We start from the raw sequence: 17,509 nt of genomic DNA, 5'->3' as shown, positions 1-17,509 counted from the left end.
TTAATAATTTTTAATCTACTTTTACAATCCAACCTTCTGGTGCTTCAATGTCACCAAATTGGATACCTGTCAATTCATCGTATAACCTACGAGTCACTGGACCAACCTCTGTCTCACTGTAGAAAACATGGAAGTCCTCACCGTGTTGGATTCCTCCAATTGGCGAGATTACAGCAGCAGTACCACAGGCCCCTGCTTCTACAAATCGCTCTAAGTCATCGATTGGCACATCCCCCTCAACAGGTTTCAATCCCAAACGATGCTCTGCCAAGTAAAGCAATGAATACTTGGTAATCGATGGCAAAATTGACGGACTCATTGGGGTTACAAACTCATTATCAGCTGTAATTCCAAAGAAGTTTGCGGAACCAACTTCTTCAATCTTAGTGTGGGTTGATGGGTCTAGATAAATAACATCTGAGAAATGACGGGATTTAGCCATTTTTCCTGGCAAAAGACTAGCTGCATAGTTACCACCGACCTTGGCAGCTCCTGTCCCATTCGGTGCCGCACGGTCATATTCGTCTTGAATCAAAAAATTCGTCGGTGTCAACCCACCTTTAAAGTAGTTTCCGACAGGCATAGCAAAGATAGTGAAAATATACTCCTCGGCTGGTTTTACCCCGATGATATCTCCGACACCAATCAAGAGCGGACGAAGGTAAAGGGTTCCACCAGTTCCATAAGGTGGTACGTATTCTTCATTAGCTCGAACTACTGACTTACAAGCCTCTACAAACATTTCTGTTGGTACTTGGGGCATCAAGAGACGGTCGCAGGTACGTTGGAGTCGTTTAGCATTTTCATCTGGACGGAAGAGTTGAATACTGCCATCCTTTGTACGATAGGCTTTCAATCCTTCAAATGCTTGCTGTCCATAGTGAAGGCTTGGAGATGATTCTGAAATATGCAAGGTTGCATCTTCTGTTAATTCTCCCTGATTCCATTGTCCATTTTGAAAATGAGCAATGTAACGATAAGGTAATTTCATATAGGCAAAACCGAGATTTTCCCAATCAATTGCAACTGTCATATTTTTCTCCTCTATTCTAATCAAAACTATGTGTTCTATTCTACACTATTCTCCTAAAAATTCAAGTATTATTTGTAATTTTCTGAAAATTTTACTTATAAAAAATCAGTCACTAGGACTGATTTTCTTCTTAATTATCTTTTTCTTCTTTAAAGACTTCTTTGAGGTAGGCATCGAAAACTTCCTCGTCTGAAATAGTATCTGAGATAAAGCTTCCATTACTTGTGCGCTCTGATAGATTCAAATCTTGCAGAATTGCTTCGTAAATCGTTCCATTATTTGATTGAACAACCAGAGTTTGTTCGCCATCTTCCACTTCTGTACTGAAGAGATCTCCGATAAATCCTTGTTCTGAGACAGCACCGGCCAAGAAGACGCGATGTGGTTTACTCTTCAATTCTCTCAGAACTTGAAGACCACGCTTAGCACGACTGGTTGCTGGAATTTCCTCTGTTGATACACGTTTCAAGCTTCCACGTTGCGTTAACAGATAGAAAGATGAAGTATTGCAGATAAAGGCAGCTTGAAGCTCATCATCTGCTTTCAGATTCATAGCTTTGACACCAGCAGCCTTGGCTCCAACAACTGGAACCTCTTCGATATTAAAGCGAAGGGCATATCCATTTTTACTAATCAACAAAACATCATCCAATTTAATCGGAGCTACTGCTACAATCTGGTCACTATCGTCTTTCAACTTAGCATATTTGACAGACTTAGAACGATAGGTTCTCCATGGAGAGAATTCTTTTCGTTCGACACGCTTGATTTGTCCAAGGCGAGTCGCTGCAAAGTAGGTCGTCGCATCATCAAACTGATCCACAACTTCTACGTAAAGTATTTCTTCATTGGTTTCAAAGTTGGTAATCGTTTGACTCAAATGCTCTCCGATATCCTTCCAACGAATATCTGCTAATTCATGGACAGGACGGTAGATAACATTTCCTAGTGTCGTAAAGATTAAGAGATGTTGAGTTGTCTTAACAGATTGGATAAATAGCAATCGGTCATCATCCCGTTTACCAATTTCCTCTAACGTTGAAGCTGAGAAAGAACGAGGGCTAGTACGCTTGATATAGCCGGCCTTCGTCACGCTGACATAGGTATCTTCCTCTGCGATAAGGCTAGCTGTATCAATCTCGATCACTTTTGCTGTATCTTCTAAAGAACTCAAACGAGGTGTCGCAAACTGTCTCTTGACCTCACGAAGTTCTTTTTTCATGAGATTGTACATAGTCCGTTCGTCACCAATGATAGCCGCCAGCATAGCAATTTTTTCGCGGAGTTCTGCTTCTTCTTCCTGCAAGACAACTACGTCTGTATTGGTCAAACGGTATAGTTGCAAGGTAACAATAGCTTCAGCCTGCTCTTCAGTAAAATCATAACTGACCTTGAGGTTTTCCTTGGCATCAGCCTTGTTCTCAGAAGCACGGATAAGAGCAATGACTTCATCTAAAATAGAGATGACACGAATCAAACCTTCCACGATATGGAGACGTTTTTCAGCCTTTTCCTTGTCAAAACGTGAACGTGCTAAGATGACTTCGCGACGGTGGGCAATATAACTAGACAAGATTGGCACAATCCCAACCTGGCGAGGCGTGAAATTGTCAATCGCCACCATGTTGAAGTTGTAGTTGATTTGCAAGTCAGTGTATTTAAAAAGATAGTTGAGAACAAGCTCGGTATTGGCATCTTTCTTGAGTTCGATCGCGATACGAAGACCATCACGGTCAGACTCATCACGAACCTCTGCAATACCTGCTACCTTGTTATTGACACGGACTTCATCGATTTTCTTGACTAGATTTGCCTTATTAATCTCATAAGGAATCTCAGTAACAACGATTTGTTCCTTACCACCTTTTAACTTCTCAATTTCAGTCTTGGAACGAATAACCACGCGCCCCTTACCAGTTTCATAGGCCTTTTTGATCTCGTCACGACCTTGGATGATAGCTCCTGTAGGAAAGTCTGGCCCAGGCAAGAATTCCATCAGCTTATCTACATTGGCAGTCGGATGATCAATCATGTAGACTGTCGCATCAATAACTTCGGCCAAATTATGTGGTGGAATATCTGTGGCATAACCAGCTGAAATCCCGGTTGAACCATTGACTAAAAGATTTGGAAAGGCTGCTGGTAAGACAGTTGGTTCTTTCTCAGTATCGTCAAAGTTCCAAGCAAAAGGAACAGTCTTTTTCTCGATATCTTGAAGAAGGTAGCCTGCAATTTCTGACAAACGAGCCTCAGTATAACGCATAGCCGCAGGCGGATCTCCGTCCATAGAACCGTTATTACCGTGCATTTCAACTAGAATCTCACGGTTTTTCCAGTTCTGAGACATACGGACCATGGCATCATAGATCGAAGAATCTCCGTGTGGGTGAAAATTACCCATGATGTTCCCGACTGACTTGGCCGACTTACGGTAGCTCTTATCAAAAGTATTGCCATCCTTATTCATCGAATAAAGAATACGGCGTTGAACCGGCTTCAATCCATCCCGAATGTCTGGCAAAGCCCGGTCTTGAATGATATATTTGGAGTAGCGACCAAAGCGCTCTCCCATGATGTCCTCCAAGGACATATTTTGGATATTACTCATATAGGATACAAAGCCCGTAAAATACAAAGTGAAAATAGGAAATTCTTGCAGTGAGCGATGCTCACAAGAGAATTTATCTTTTTCACACAGTATTTAGGGCGTGTTCAACTCCTTTCAAAGAATGTAGAGTAGATTTTATAGAAAAGGATTTCAGTTACTTTATATAACCAAACTATCCTTTCTGTAGTTTAAAGTTTTGAATTGTGTTCTTTATTTTCTATGTGATTTAGAAGTTTTTTCTTAGCATATCTCATCATCTTCTCAGCTACTTCTTTTTTATACTTAAAGCCCATCTTTTGAGCAAGATATTGAGCTTCTTGGTGGAAAAGTTGCATGGTAGCAAATAAAGACTGAGTAATTTTCTCTAAACTTGAGAAATCCAACAGATTCGAGAATTCCTTCTCTTTCTCAGCAGGCAAGTAGTTAAAGAGATACTTGTAATTTTTACCGATGTCGACTGCTCCCCTGTCTCTTGCGACCTGCCAAGCCAAGATTTTCAAGAATTCTTGCTGGCAAATACCGTAGAGATGGTCCGTTGCATAAATGACTTGCTTACGACAAAGTCCTTTGACCACGTAGGCTGACACCCACCAAAATTCATTGCAAGTTTTTTCAAAATCCGTCTCACTAGCTGGGCTTATCCAGAAACGCTGAGGACTGGGAGAATAGGACTCGAACAAGCTCTTCTCATCTACTAAAACTGTGAATCCTGCCTCGCTATCAACCCATTCTTGGATGTGCTCTTTTGGGCAAAGGGTTAAATCGATTCGGTTGCCGTCTTCGAAAAGCATGAGGTAGAGACGACGGTTTCCTAGGATATTATGTTGCTCAATGTTACGTGTACCAAACTGGTGCAACCAAGCAAGATCTCTTGTTAGAGTGTCTAAGTCGTCCACAACATAGACTACGTCGTAATCCTGAAACTCATCTTTTGGAGCTTTTGTATCCGTTCGTGAACCAGATAAAGCGACAGCATCAACTTGTAAAGATTTAGCAGTCTGTAAAATCAACCTCAGCATTTGCTCTTGACTTCTATATTTTCTGCACCTATCTTTAATTAAGTTATTTTTCATAACTATCTAGTTCCTCTTGTTTCTGAAGGACTTGTATTCTTTTCTTCTCAAGTTCCCCTACGATTAATTGGATAGTTGAGCAAATCCCTAAAACAATTAAAATATAACAAATATATATTATGTTACTTCTTTGGTATTTTTTCATCATTTCCCAGACAATAAACATATTTACCAATGAAAGGAGAAAAATGAAGGTGGCATTGAATCGAAGTACTATAGCAAATTTGCTCGTAAAATGCCTACAATGGATTACACTCTTATATAGAGTATAAAACGAATAAACAAACATCAAGGGGGCGAAATAGTCCATATAAAACAAAATAAATTTTATCCCAATAAATCTTAACCCATAGTAAAAGTTACCTTCCGCTGGTATATTTGATAGACAGACACCAATAGTGAAAACGGACAGTAAAAACAGGGATATTGAACGAGCATACTCTTTTCTCCCCAAGTTGGATATTAAATTACTTATAATTCCAAAAATTACTATGACAACAATGAAAATAGAAATTATAGATTCACTACTCATTACTGAACCTCCATTAGTTATACATATTATTTACACAACAAATGTGACAATCATTTTTACTTGAACGATGCAACTTTCCTGTATGGTAAAGACAATATCCTTCAAATAGTATAAGGCGTCCCCTAAAGAAACCGGCCTGAGTGATATTTTCCGTTAGATTATTCAAGAGGAGATACTTGAGTTCTTACCAGTGTCAACTTTTAAAGTTTTAACTGTTCCTAAAATTAGTTCAAGCATCTCCTGGTCAGTTCTCATGTTGTTCACTCTCAGTTGCCTCTGGGTTCTGAATAACAGCATCTTCTTTTCTTTGCTTAAGAAGCTTCTGAACTCTTTTTCTTTCAAGCTCTCCGACTATAAATTGAATGATAGAACTAATTCCAAAAAATGGTAGCAGCAACATAATTCCCATTTCTTCCGTCAGCATTAAAAATAGGAAATTAATAACTGAAAATATTTCTAAAAACCAGGCATTTAGCCTAAGAAGTTTTGAGTAACTACTAGGATAATGTTTGAGATGTTTATTGCTCTTATAAATAGCTGTGAATCCAAAAGCTAAGCTAGCTGGTGTGAAAATAAAAATGTCAAAAGTATAGAATAGCAAACCCGCATAAGGATTGGATCTAAAAGGATTATCAAATAAAAAGACACAGGCGGTTACTATAGCTAATAGTAAGAATTCAAAAAAGCGAATTTTCTCAGGTTTTCCTTGTTTAGCTGTTATAAACATAACTGTACCTATAGCTAAAACTATCGCAAGAAAAGGAGTATGATACAATAAACTTATCATGATGTATACCTCTTTTAGAGAGCTAAAATTAAGAAATATAGATGATTTTTCAGATCAATCCTTGAGACTGACGCCATTTATCATAGGTTTCAATGTCTATTTTTAACATATTCATACAAAGTCCTAGAACCGCCATATCATCCAAGTAGCCTGCTAGGGGAATAAAATCTGGAATAATGTCAATTGGGGAAAGGAAATAAATAAGTGCGCTTAAAACGGCTAAAATAGTTCCATAAGGAACCGTTGTGTATTTCCCTTGAGCATAATTTTTCACTAAAGAAATCATGACTGGGATCATTGTAAATTTCTTACCAACCAATGGCATCTCTTTAATTTTTTGCTCCAAACGGTACAAAAAATCATCTAATTCATCTTTATCTTTTAATAGGGCCTCAGATTGCGCATAGCCACTTTCAAGGGCTTCTTTAACTTGCTCTTCACTTAGATTTTCAGACATATCTTGTCCTCCATTTGTATTTATATCCTAATTTTAAAACACAGTCGCTTCTTCCAGCGTAAACTTGACATTGTCTTCAATCCACTTACGGCGTGGTTCGACCTTATCTCCCATGAGGACATTTACGCGACGTTCTGCGCGTGCTAAGTCTTCGATTGTGACACGGATGAGAGTACGAGTTTCTGGGTTCATGGTTGTTTCCCAAAGTTGGTCCGCATTCATTTCACCAAGCCCCTTGTAGCGTTGGAGAGTGGCTCCTTTGCCAAACTGCTTACGGAGTTCTTCTAGCTCTCCGTCCGTCCAAGCGTAGGCCACTTCTTCTTTTTTTCCTTTCCCTTTGGACATCTTGTAAAGAGGAGGAAGGGCGATATAGACATGTCCTGCCTCGACTAAAGGACGCATATAGCGATAAAAGAAGGTTAAGAGAAGGGTTTGAATGTGGGCACCATCGGTGTCCGCATCGGTCATGATAATGATCTTGTCATAGTTGGCATCTTCAAGAGAGAAATCTGCCCCAACACCAGCACCGATGGTATAAATCATGGTGTTGATTTCTTCGTTTTTGAGGATATCTGCCATCTTGGCCTTGGCTGTATTGATGACCTTACCACGAAGAGGCAAAATAGCCTGAAACTTGCGGTCACGACCTTGTTTGGCAGATCCACCGGCAGAGTCCCCCTCGACCAGATAGAGTTCGTTCTTAGCTGGATTTTTAGACTGGGCTGGGGTTAATTTACCAGAAAGTAAACCCTTGTCTTTTTTATTTTTCTTACCATTTCGGCTCTCATCACGCGCTTTACGTGCTGCTTCACGGGCATCACGGGCCTTGATGGCTTTACGAATCAGATTCGAAGCCAATTCCCCATTTTCCATAAGGAAGAAAGTCAGTTTTTCAGCAACAATACTATCAACGATTGGACGAGCTAGTGGACTTCCAAGTTTATCCTTAGTCTGTCCTTCAAACTGAAGATGTTCTTCAGGAACTAGGATAGAAAGAACGGCCGATAACCCTTCGCGGTAATCGGATCCTTCAAGATTTTTATCTTTTTCCTTGAGAAGTCCCGTCTTACGGGCATAGTCATTCATGACTTTGGTAATGGCAGACTTAAGTCCTGTCTCATGCGTTCCACCATCCTTGGTACGGACGTTATTGACAAAAGACAAGATATTATCTGAAAATCCATCATTGTACTGGAGGGCTACTTCCACTTGGAAACCATTCTCTTCGCCTTCAAAGTAAAGGACTGGCGTCAAGGTTTCCTTGTCTTCGTTAAGATAAGAAACAAAGTCCTGTACCCCATTCTCATAATGAAACTCGATAGCTTCATCTGTTCGCTTGTCCGTTAATGACAAGGTTACATTCTTCAATAGAAAGGCTGACTCATTGAGACGCTCTGAAATAGTATTGTACTTAAAGTCTGTCGTAGAAAAGATACTGGCATCTGGCATGAAGGTCACTTTGGTACCTGTCTTAGACTTAGGTGCAGTCCCAACCTTTTCAAGGGTTGTAACTGGCTTGCCTCCATTTTCAAAACGTTGTCTATAAACTGCTCCATCACGAGTAATTTCTACCTCTAACCAACTAGAGAGGGCATTAACGACAGAAGAACCAACCCCGTGAAGACCTCCTGATGTCTTATAACCACCCTGACCGAACTTTCCTCCGGCGTGAAGGATGGTAAAGATAACCTCAACCGTTGGAATTCCCATAGCGTGCATTCCAGTCGGCATTCCACGTCCGTGGTCTTGAACTGTTAAACTTCCGTCTTTATTAATGGTCACATCGATCCGGTCACCAAATCCAGACAAGGCCTCATCGACAGCATTGTCGACGATTTCCCAGACTAGGTGGTGGAGACCAGCACCATCGGTCGATCCAATATACATCCCTGGACGTTTACGGACTGCATCTAACCCTTCTAGCACCTGAATGGCATCATCATTATAATTGTTAATATTGATTTCCTTTTTTGACACAAGGAACCTCCTATTCGTTCATCTTTACTATTTTACAGGTTTTCTAGGGAATTTGCAAAGTTTTTCTAGTTAAAAGCCTATTCCCAAGTCCTTTTTAGCAGAAACTTTACCACACTCCACCAAAAAAAGAAACCAAGACAAAATCTTAGTTTTCTTTTCCTTTAATTTGGTTGGTAGCTACATCTTCACCAAACCATTTCTTGCTAATTTCTTGGAATTTTCCTTCTTGATAGAGTTCTACAAAAGCTTGATTCAAATTAGCTAGCAAGGTCTTATCAGCGGGTCTCACTCCAACTGCAAAAGACTCACTCTCAAAACCAGCAGGAAAAATCTCATACTGGTCTAAAATTCCTTCGGTTTCAAGATAATAATTGGCGTAAACACGGTCAATTAAAAGGACATCAATCCGATCGTTTTGCAAGTCAATCAAGGCTTCATTGAAACTCTGATATTGGTTGGCTTTTTTATCTTTTACGATATTTTTTAAGAGTTCCGGTTGAGCTTCAAAATCTAGATAACCAGAAGAACCGGCCTGTGCACCCAAAATCTTACCTGTCATATCAGACACTGATCGGATATTCTGAGATTTCTTAGAAACTAGCACCTGCTGATTTTCCATATAAGGAATGGTAAAAGCAACCTTCTCACGGCGTTCATCAGTTGCTGAGTATCCATTCCAGATAGCATCAATCGTGCCGTTCTGAAGTTCGGTTTCCTTCATATCCCAATCAATGGGTTGAAACTGAACCTTGAAACCAAGTTTCTCAGAAACAGCTTGGGCTAAATCAATATCAAATCCAGCATATTGTCCATTCTTTTCTTCAAATCCCATGGGAACAAAGGTATTGTCAAACCCAATGGTAATTGTTCCCTGTTGTTGGTATTTTTCCCAATTATCGACTTTAGGATCACTAGCTTTTTGTGTGCATCCTACTAGGAAAAAAGCTAGAAGGGATACCAAAACAAGGCTGAATTGTTTTCGATTCATAGACACCTCCTACTTAGGCTCTACTTTGAGAATCTGGTCAGCTATATTCTCTGCAAACTGGAGATCGTGGGTCACGACAATCTGAGTCATACCTAGTTCCCGATTTTGTAGAATCAGTTTTTCAACTTCGAGACGCAACTCAGGATCAAGTGCAGAAGTCGGCTCATCATAGCCAATCACTTCTGGATCAATCATCATAGCACGCGCTAAGGCAACCCGTTGCTTTTGACCACCCGATAATGAGTATGGATAAGCATCCGCATGAGCTTCGAGCCCCAGACGAGCGAGTAAGTCGGTTGCCTTCTTCTTTGCATCTGCTTCAGACATTCCCATAGTCTTGATAGGTGACAAAATCAAATTTTCCATAACAGATAGGTGAGGAAACAGTTGAAAGTCTTGAAAGACAAAACCTAATAAGTTACGCTTTTCAAGTTCATCCAAAGGTAAGGATTCTCCATTATAAAAAATCTCACCTGAATCAATGGTTTCAAGTCCAGCCAACATTCTAAGCAAGGTTGTCTTCCCACCACCAGAAGGTCCAACGATGGCCAAAATTTGCTTTTCAGGAATTGTTAAATTGAAATTGGATAATATTTCTTTTTTTCCAAATTTTTTGCTGATATTTTTTAACTCTAACATGGATAACCTCCTATCTATAGTAGCTAAACTTTTTCTCAAGTTTCTTAGCTATAATCGTAACAATACCAATCATGAGAAGATAGATAGCTCCTGCTAGAAACATGGGAATCAAGCTCGCATCACGATTGGCTGCAGTACGACTAGCTAGGATTAAATCTGAAATACCCAGTGCATAAACCAAAGAAGTATCCTTAACTAAACTCATAACTTCGTTAAATACACTTGGTAAAACAATCTTAGTGACCTGAGGTAAGATAATATAACGGATGGTATCGATAGGTTTGAATTTCAAAACCTTAGCTGCTTCATATTGTCCTTGAGGAATCGTTGCAATCCCTCCACGGAATATTTCTGCAAAGTAGGCTGCATAATTAAGCGTAAAGGCAATAATCGCTGCTGGCACACGATCTAGTCGAATTCCGATACTTGGCAAAACATAATAGATAAAGATTAACTGCAAAAGCAAGGGTGTCCCACGCATCACCCAGATATAAACATCAATCATGTAATGGAGGGGTTTCCAATGGACCTGTAAGCAAAAGGCAACCAAAATGCCTAAAGGGATTGAAAAAAGTAAGACCAGTGCAAAAACTTGTAAAGTCATTGTCGTACCGCTCAATAAACTTGGTAATATCTCAAATAAGTAAGACATACTCCACCTCCTAAAAATAATTGTTCCTATTATAGCATAAATAAACACAAAATCAAGTTTTTCAGAAACTTTCATGAATTTTTAAAACTTTAGCCTTTATTTTTGAATAAAAATGGTACTCATGAAAAACTTATCAACTTTGATAAAATATCAGATGTCACAGCAAGTAAACAGATTCAGTTCCGTTTCTCTCCTATTTCATGGTATAATAGGAGCATGATGACAATAGTATTATTAATTATAGCCTATTTACTAGGCTCCATCCCTTCTGGGCTTTGGATTGGGCAAGCTTTCTTTAACATTAATATAAGAGAACATGGATCTGGTAATACTGGAACGACCAATACTTTCCGAATCTTAGGCAAAAAAGCTGGAATGGCAACCTTTGTAATTGATTTTTTTAAAGGTACTTTGGCTACTCTACTTCCACTAATCTTCCATGTGCAGGGAGTTTCACCAATCGTCTTTGGGCTTTTAGCAGTCATTGGCCACACCTTCCCTATCTTTGCCAATTTTAAGGGTGGTAAGGCTGTTGCAACCAGTGCTGGAGTTATTTTTGGTTTTGCTCCTCTCTTTTGCCTTTACCTTGCAGTCATTTTTTTCGGTATTCTCTATCTCGGAAGTATGATTTCCCTTTCTAGTATATCAGCTGCTATAGCTGCGATTCTTGGAGTCCTTCTATTCCCTCTTTTTGGGTTTATCTTAAGTAATTATGACCTACTCTTCACTTTGATTATTATCGGTCTTGCAAGTTTAGTTATTGTGAGACACAAGGACAATATCAAACGCATCCAAAATAAAACAGAAAATCTTATCCCTTGGGGACTGAACTTAACTCACCAAGAACCAAAAAAATAAAACGTCAGTTTCAACTGACGTTTTTTTTATATTATTTAGATTTAATATAGTTGATACCATCTGCTTTCGGAGCAACAGCTTTACCAAAGAAGGCTGCTAGAACGACAATGGTCAAAAGATATGGTGCGATTTGCAAGAATACTGTTGGTACTCCTTGTAAGAAAGGAAGTTGTGATCCGATAACTGCTAAACTTTGAGATAGTCCAAAGAAAAGACTTGAAAGCATAGCTCCTACTGGATTCCATTTACCAAAGATCATAGCCGCAAGAGCAATAAATCCTGGACCGATGATTGTTGTCACTGAGAAGTTAACTGAGATTGATTGAGCATAAAGGGCTCCACCAATTCCTCCAAGGAAACCTGAAATCACAACACCAAGGTATCTCATCTTGTAAACATTGATCCCCAAGGTATCTGCCGCTTGTGGATGCTCACCAACAGAACGAAGGCGAAGACCAAAGCGTGTTTTGAAAAGGATAAACCATGCTAAGAATGAGAAGGCAATCGCAAGGTAACCAAGTAAACTTGTTGACTTAAAGAAGATATCTCCAATGATTGGGATATTGGCTAAAATTGGAAAATCAAATCGACCAAATGTTTGCGTTAAGTTATCCGTTTGTCCCTTGTTATAAAGTACTTTTACTAAGAATACAGCCAAGGCAGGAGCCATCAAGTTTAGTACTGTACCACTGACAACGTGGTCAGCACGAAAATGTACTGTCGCTACTGCGTGGATTAGCGAGAAGATTGCTCCAACTATACCACCCACCAAAAGAGCCAACCAAGGAGTTAATGCTCCCAAATCCTGAGCAAATTCAAGGTTAAAAACTACCCCAGAAAAGGCACCCATGACCATGATTCCTTCTAGTCCGACGTTAACTACCCCACCACGTTCGGAGAAAACTCCTCCAATACTTGTGAAAATGAGGGGAGCTGAATAAATCAACATAGACGAAACCATTAGGGTTAACATTGTTGTAATTGACATCCTTACTTACCTCCTTTTGTTTGTTTCTTTGGTTTGACAAAGCGCTCGATGATATAGTGAACGCTGACAAAGAAGATAATTGAGGCTGTTACGATACTCACAAGTTCAGAAGGCACTTGAGCCGCATTCATACCAGGAGCACCGACTTGAAGCACAGCAAACAAGAAGGCTGCAAAGAGGATACCAATTGGTGAGTTTGAAGCAAGCAAGCTAACCGCCATACCGTTAAATCCGATAGCCAATGATGAACCTTGAACGTAAACGTTTTGAAAAGTACCAAGGCCTTCTACTGCTCCTCCAAGACCTGCAAGAGCACCTGAGATAATCATCGATAGGATAATAGTACGTTTTGCAGAAATACCTGCATATTCAGAAGCATTGGGGTTTAGTCCAACTGCTCGAATTTCAAAACCAAGGGTTGTTTTCTTGAGTAAGAACCAGATAAGTCCGACAGCTATAATGGCAAAGAAAATACCAATGTTCATACGAGAATTACCTGTTAGTTCAGCCAACCAAGGTGTCTGGTAGGTAGCATTAGCTCCGACTCGGATGGATGAATCTGTACTCTGCATAATTTCCTTAGGGAATGAATGAATGAAGGCATTCCCCACGTAGAGAACGATATAGTTCATCATGATAGTTACGATAACTTCAGATGTTCCTAGATAAGCTCTTAAAACTCCTGGGATAGCTCCGACAATCCCACCAGCGACTAAGGCGATAAGAATTGTACAAATAATCATCAAGGAACGTGGCATGTCTGGATTTAAAAGAGCAAACCAAGCACTCAAAACCCAGCCGGCAAGGGCTTGTCCAGGGAGACCAACGTTAAAGAAACCAGCGCGACTTGCCACCGCAAATCCAAGGGCAATTAAGATTAAAGGACCCATAGCACGGAAGATTTCACCAATTCCTCGTAGGCTACCAAAGGCTGTGTAAAACAATTCTTCATAACCCCAGATGGCATCATAGCCAAAAACCCACATGACAATGGCTCCCAGTAAGATTCCTAGAAAGACAGAAATCAAGGGAACCGAAATTTGTTGTAATTTTTTAGACATCACTCTTCTCCTCTCCCAAGCTTCCACCAGCCATCAAGACACCAAGTTCTTGCTTGTTGGTTGTTTCTGGTGTTACAATTCCTTGAATCTTACCATCGTGGATAACAGCGATACGGTCCGAGACATTTAAAATCTCATCTAGTTCAAAGCTGACAACAAGGACAGCTTTCCCGTTATCACGCGCTTCAATCAAGCGTTTGTGAATGTATTCAATAGCACCGACATCCAAACCACGAGTTGGCTGGCTGACGATGAGGAGATCAGGGTCGCGATTAATTTCACGAGCGATAATTGCTTTTTGCTGATTACCACCTGAGAGTGCGGATGCTGGAACAAGCTCACTTGCTGCACGGACATCAAACTCTTCCATCAATTTTTTAGCATGAGAAATAATATTTGTATAATTGAGAATTCCGTTCTTGCTAAGTGGTTCTTTATAATAGGTCTGAAGAGCAATGTTTTCTGAAATCATCATGTCCAAAACCAAACCATCGCGATGACGGTCTTCTGGAACATGACCTACACTCATTTCAGTAATCTGACGAGGATGTAAGCCAGAAATTGAACGACCTTTCAACTCAATATTACCAGACTCAATCTTACGAAGACCGGTAATAGCTTGAATTAATTCGGACTGACCATTCCCATCAATTCCGGCAATACCAACAATTTCACCAGCTCGAACATCAAGAGAAAGATTTTTTACTGCAGGTACTCCACGGTTTTCATTGACCACCAAATCTTGGATTGATAGAACAACTTCTTTTGGTTGAGCTGCTTGCTTCTCTGTCTTAAAGGAAACAGAACGCCCTACCATCATTTCTGCTAAGTCAGCATTGGTCGCTCCTACAATCTCGACAGTTTCGATGGATTTACCACGACGAATGACTGTAACACGGTCAGAAACTGCACGAATTTCATCCAACTTGTGGGTGATTAGGATAATTGACTTCCCTTCCTTAACAAGGTTCTTCATAATTGCCATTAACTCATCGATTTCAGACGGTGTTAAAACGGCAGTCGGCTCGTCAAAGATGAGGATATCCGCACCACGATAGAGAGTCTTCAAAATCTCGACACGTTGCTGAGCTCCAACAGAGATATCAGCTACTTTAGCTGAGGGATCAACTGCCAAGCCATAGCGCTCTGACAAGTCCATGATTTCTTTAGTTGCTCGCGCAATATCTAGAACGCCATTTTTGGTCAATTCACTCCCCAAAATGATATTTTCAGCAACAGTGAAAGCTTCTACCAGCATAAAGTGTTGGTGGACCATCCCAATTCCTAGGCTAGCTGCTTTTGATGGCGAGTCTAGCTCCACAACTTGACCGTTGACCACAATTTCACCACTAGTTGGTTCTAGAAGCCCCGCTAGCATGTTCATAAGAGTGGACTTGCCAGCTCCATTTTCTCCTAAAAGTGCATGAATTTCACCTTTACGAAGTTCAAGGTTAATCTTGTCGTTAGCGACAAATTCACCAAAAACCTTGGTAATCTCACGCATCTCAATGACATTTTCGTGTGCCATGTGCTCTTCCTTTCAGAGTTTTTTGTTTCAAGAAAACTTGCTAAATCACTTAACAAGCTCTATTGAGACAAAACCATTTGCCTCAATTCTTAAAGAAGCGGCCCAAGACCGCTTCCTAAGAAATGACTTCCATCAATTATTTTTCAGGAACTTTGATGCTACCATCAAGGATTTTAGCTTTTGCATCTTCAACAGCTTTTTTACCTTCTTCAGAAAGGTTTGTCATTGCCAAATCAACACCTTTATCCTTCAATGAGTAAACGATAACTTGACCACCAGGGAATTCACCTTTTTCAGCCTTGTTGGCAAGGTCTTTTACAGCTGTACCAACTTGTTTCAAAGTAGAAGCAAGTACGAAGTTAGCTTCTTTACCATCTTTAGAAGTATATTTACCTTCATCTACTTGGTCACGGTCTACACCGATAACCCAAACTTTTTCACTTTCATTTTTGCTTTCGTTCAAAGATTTAGCTTCAGAGAAGACACCTGCTCCAGTACCACCAGCTGCTTGGTAGATAACATCTGCACCTGCAGCGTATTGAGCTGCAGCGATTGTTTTACCTTTAGCAGCATCACTAAATGAACCAGCGTAGTCTACTTGAACTTTGATAGATGGGTCAACTGACTCAACACCAGCTTTGAAACCAGCTGCGAAGCGAGAAATAACTTCAGATTCCATACCACCTACAAAACCAACTTGTTTTGTTTTAGTAGTTTTAGCTGCAGCCACACCTGCAAGGTATGCTGCTTCGTTATCAGCAAAAGTAGCACTTACAACATTTTTCTGATCTTTAATCACATCGTCAATCAAAACATAGTTTATATCTGTATGTTCTTTGGCAGCATCAGCAACTGCATTTTTAAGTGCAAAACCAATACCATAGATCAAGTTGTAGTTTCCAGCCGCTTGTTGCAAGTTGTTTGCATAGTCCGCTTCACTTGTTGATTGGAAGTAAGTATAACCTTTATCTTTTTCAAGATTGTGTTCTTTACCCCAAGCTTGAAGACCTTCCCAAGCTGATTGGTTGAATGATTTATCATCAACACCACCAGTATCTGTCACGATAGCTGCTTTAGTCTTCAAATCAGAAGATGAAGATGTAGAAGCTGCGTTACGAGAAGAGCGATTACCACATGCAGCAAGTCCAAATGCTGCTACTGCAACTAGACCAAGGCCTAGCCATTGTTTCTTGTTCATTACTGAACCTCCTAAATAAAATGCGCAACTAAGTTGCAAGTATGGATAGATAGGTCACAAGGACCCTTGTCACTGAATGAGTGACACAGACTAATGCAAGTCTGTAAAAGAATATGGAAGTAATTCCCCGACCGTCATCTCGACCGTCGTTTTATCTTTGGCGACTAGAGTCACCTTTAGATCTGGTTTAAAAAATTCGACCATGACTTGGCGACAAGCACCACAAGGCGAAATCGGTTTTTCTGTTTGACCATAGACTATCAATTCTGAGAAGTCTCGTTGTCCTTCAGAAACTGCCTTAAAGATAGCTGTTCTTTCGCCACAGTTGGTCAAAGAGAAGCTAGCATTTTCGACATTGACTCCAGTATAAACACTTCCATCCTTGGCAACCAATACGGCACCAATTGGGAAATGTGAGTAGGGTACATAGGCTTTTTTACTAGTTTCAATTGCTAAATCAATCAACTCAGTAGTCGCCATCAGCTAATTCTCCTTTAAGGATTGCTACACCAGACGATGTCCCGATACGAGTAGCTCCCGCCTCAACAAAAGCAACAGCATCTGCATAAGAACGAGCTCCACCAGCAGCTTTGACACCCATATCCGGTCCAACTGTCTGGCGCATTAATTGAACATCTGGTAGTGTTGCACCACCTGTCGAGAAACCTGTAGAAGTCTTGACAAAGTCTGCTCCTGCTTTCTGGGCTAGTTGACAAGCCAAAACTTTTTCCTCATCTGTCAACAAACAAGCTTCAATAATCACCTTAACGAGTTTGTCTCCGCTTGCTTCAACAACTGCTCGAATATCTGATTCAACTAATCCAGCATTTCCCGATTTTAGTGCACCAACGTTGATAACCATATCGATTTCGTCAGCACCATTTTGGATAGCTTCTTTGGTTTCATAAGCCTTAACAGCTGAAGTTGTAGCTCCAAGAGGGAAACCTACAACGGTACAGACTTTAACGTCTGTGCCTTGAAGACCAGAATGTGCGTAAGAAACCCAGCAAGGATTCACACAAACACTGGCGAAATCATACTCTCTTGCTTCAGATAACAAAGAATCAATTTGTTCTACTGTCGCATCTTGCTTCAAAAGCGTATGATCAATGTATTTATTTAATTTCATA

At 40.2% G+C, this 17,509-nt stretch carries 15 protein-coding genes and 1 pseudogene; 1 reads left to right on the top strand and 15 read right to left on the bottom strand.

Annotated elements, in window-relative coordinates; genetic code table 11:
• Positions 1 to 10: 10 nt before the first annotated feature.
• The 9 genes and pseudogenes from FN031_RS01370 to FN031_RS01320 form a co-directional block, all read right to left on the bottom strand.
• Positions 11 to 1,033, bottom strand: coding sequence for a branched-chain amino acid aminotransferase (locus FN031_RS01370; protein WP_142556963.1), 1,023 nt, complete (start codon positions 1,031 to 1,033; stop codon positions 11 to 13).
• 130 nt (positions 1,034 to 1,163) lie between these two features.
• Positions 1,164 to 3,641, bottom strand: coding sequence for a DNA topoisomerase IV subunit A (gene parC, locus FN031_RS01365; protein ID WP_142556960.1), 2,478 nt, complete (start codon positions 3,639 to 3,641; stop codon positions 1,164 to 1,166).
• Between the two features lie 188 nt (positions 3,642 to 3,829).
• Positions 3,830 to 4,714, bottom strand: coding sequence for an aminoglycoside 6-adenylyltransferase (locus FN031_RS01360; protein ID WP_142556958.1), 885 nt, complete (start codon positions 4,712 to 4,714; stop codon positions 3,830 to 3,832).
• A gap of 776 nt (positions 4,715 to 5,490) precedes the next feature.
• Entirely contained in the window at positions 5,491 to 6,033 is a 543-nt protein-coding gene (locus FN031_RS01345; protein WP_260604677.1) for a hypothetical protein, read from the bottom strand.
• Positions 6,034 to 6,151: 118 nt separating this feature from the next.
• A pseudogene (locus tag FN031_RS09200) lies at positions 6,152 to 6,250 on the bottom strand (YkvA family protein); the annotation flags it as partial.
• Positions 6,251 to 6,523: 273 nt separating this feature from the next.
• Positions 6,524 to 8,467, bottom strand: a complete 1,944-nt coding sequence (parE, locus tag FN031_RS01335; protein ID WP_142556952.1) for a DNA topoisomerase IV subunit B — start codon at positions 8,465 to 8,467, stop codon at positions 6,524 to 6,526.
• 145 nt (positions 8,468 to 8,612) lie between these two features.
• Positions 8,613 to 9,455, bottom strand: coding sequence for an amino acid ABC transporter substrate-binding protein (locus tag FN031_RS01330; RefSeq protein ID WP_142556950.1), 843 nt, complete (start codon positions 9,453 to 9,455; stop codon positions 8,613 to 8,615).
• 9 nt (positions 9,456 to 9,464) lie between these two features.
• Positions 9,465 to 10,094, bottom strand: a complete 630-nt coding sequence (locus FN031_RS01325; protein ID WP_142556948.1) for an amino acid ABC transporter ATP-binding protein — start codon at positions 10,092 to 10,094, stop codon at positions 9,465 to 9,467.
• 10 nt (positions 10,095 to 10,104) lie between these two features.
• The gene (locus FN031_RS01320) at positions 10,105 to 10,746 is read right to left on the bottom strand and encodes an amino acid ABC transporter permease (RefSeq protein WP_142556946.1); all 642 of its coding nucleotides are present in this window, start codon (positions 10,744 to 10,746) and stop codon (positions 10,105 to 10,107) included.
• Positions 10,747 to 10,962: 216 nt separating this feature from the next.
• On the opposite strand from FN031_RS01320, the gene plsY reads away from it, so the two are divergent.
• Entirely contained in the window at positions 10,963 to 11,604 is a 642-nt protein-coding gene (gene plsY, locus FN031_RS01315) for a glycerol-3-phosphate 1-O-acyltransferase PlsY (protein WP_142556944.1), read from the top strand.
• A 31-nt stretch (positions 11,605 to 11,635) separates the two neighbouring features.
• Here the strand turns inward: plsY and FN031_RS01310 are convergent, their stop codons facing one another.
• The 6 genes from FN031_RS01310 to deoC form a co-directional block, all read right to left on the bottom strand.
• Entirely contained in the window at positions 11,636 to 12,592 is a 957-nt protein-coding gene (locus FN031_RS01310) for an ABC transporter permease (RefSeq protein ID WP_142556942.1), read from the bottom strand.
• A gap of 2 nt (positions 12,593 to 12,594) precedes the next feature.
• Positions 12,595 to 13,653, bottom strand: coding sequence for an ABC transporter permease (locus tag FN031_RS01305; RefSeq protein WP_142556940.1), 1,059 nt, complete (start codon positions 13,651 to 13,653; stop codon positions 12,595 to 12,597).
• Positions 13,646 to 15,181, bottom strand: coding sequence for an ABC transporter ATP-binding protein (locus tag FN031_RS01300; protein ID WP_142556938.1), 1,536 nt, complete (start codon positions 15,179 to 15,181; stop codon positions 13,646 to 13,648). Before FN031_RS01300 ends, FN031_RS01305 begins: the two co-directional genes overlap by 8 nt.
• Before the next feature lie 136 nt (positions 15,182 to 15,317).
• Positions 15,318 to 16,379 (bottom strand): BMP family lipoprotein, encoded by a 1,062-nt coding sequence (locus tag FN031_RS01295; RefSeq protein ID WP_142556936.1) that lies wholly within the window; start codon positions 16,377 to 16,379, stop codon positions 15,318 to 15,320.
• A 90-nt stretch (positions 16,380 to 16,469) separates the two neighbouring features.
• Positions 16,470 to 16,859, bottom strand: coding sequence for a cytidine deaminase (locus tag FN031_RS01290; RefSeq protein WP_142556934.1), 390 nt, complete (start codon positions 16,857 to 16,859; stop codon positions 16,470 to 16,472).
• On the bottom strand, positions 16,846 to 17,508 hold the full coding sequence (deoC, locus tag FN031_RS01285; protein WP_142556932.1) for a deoxyribose-phosphate aldolase: 663 nt from the start codon (positions 17,506 to 17,508) through the stop codon (positions 16,846 to 16,848). The genes FN031_RS01290 and deoC overlap by 14 nt, the downstream gene beginning before the upstream one ends.
• Position 17,509 lies beyond the last annotated feature (1 nt).

The organism is Streptococcus mitis, from assembly GCF_902159415.1.
GTDB classification, from domain to species: Bacteria; Bacillota; Bacilli; order Lactobacillales; family Streptococcaceae; genus Streptococcus; species Streptococcus mitis_BG.
This window is presented reverse-complemented; position numbering and strand designations above follow the sequence as displayed.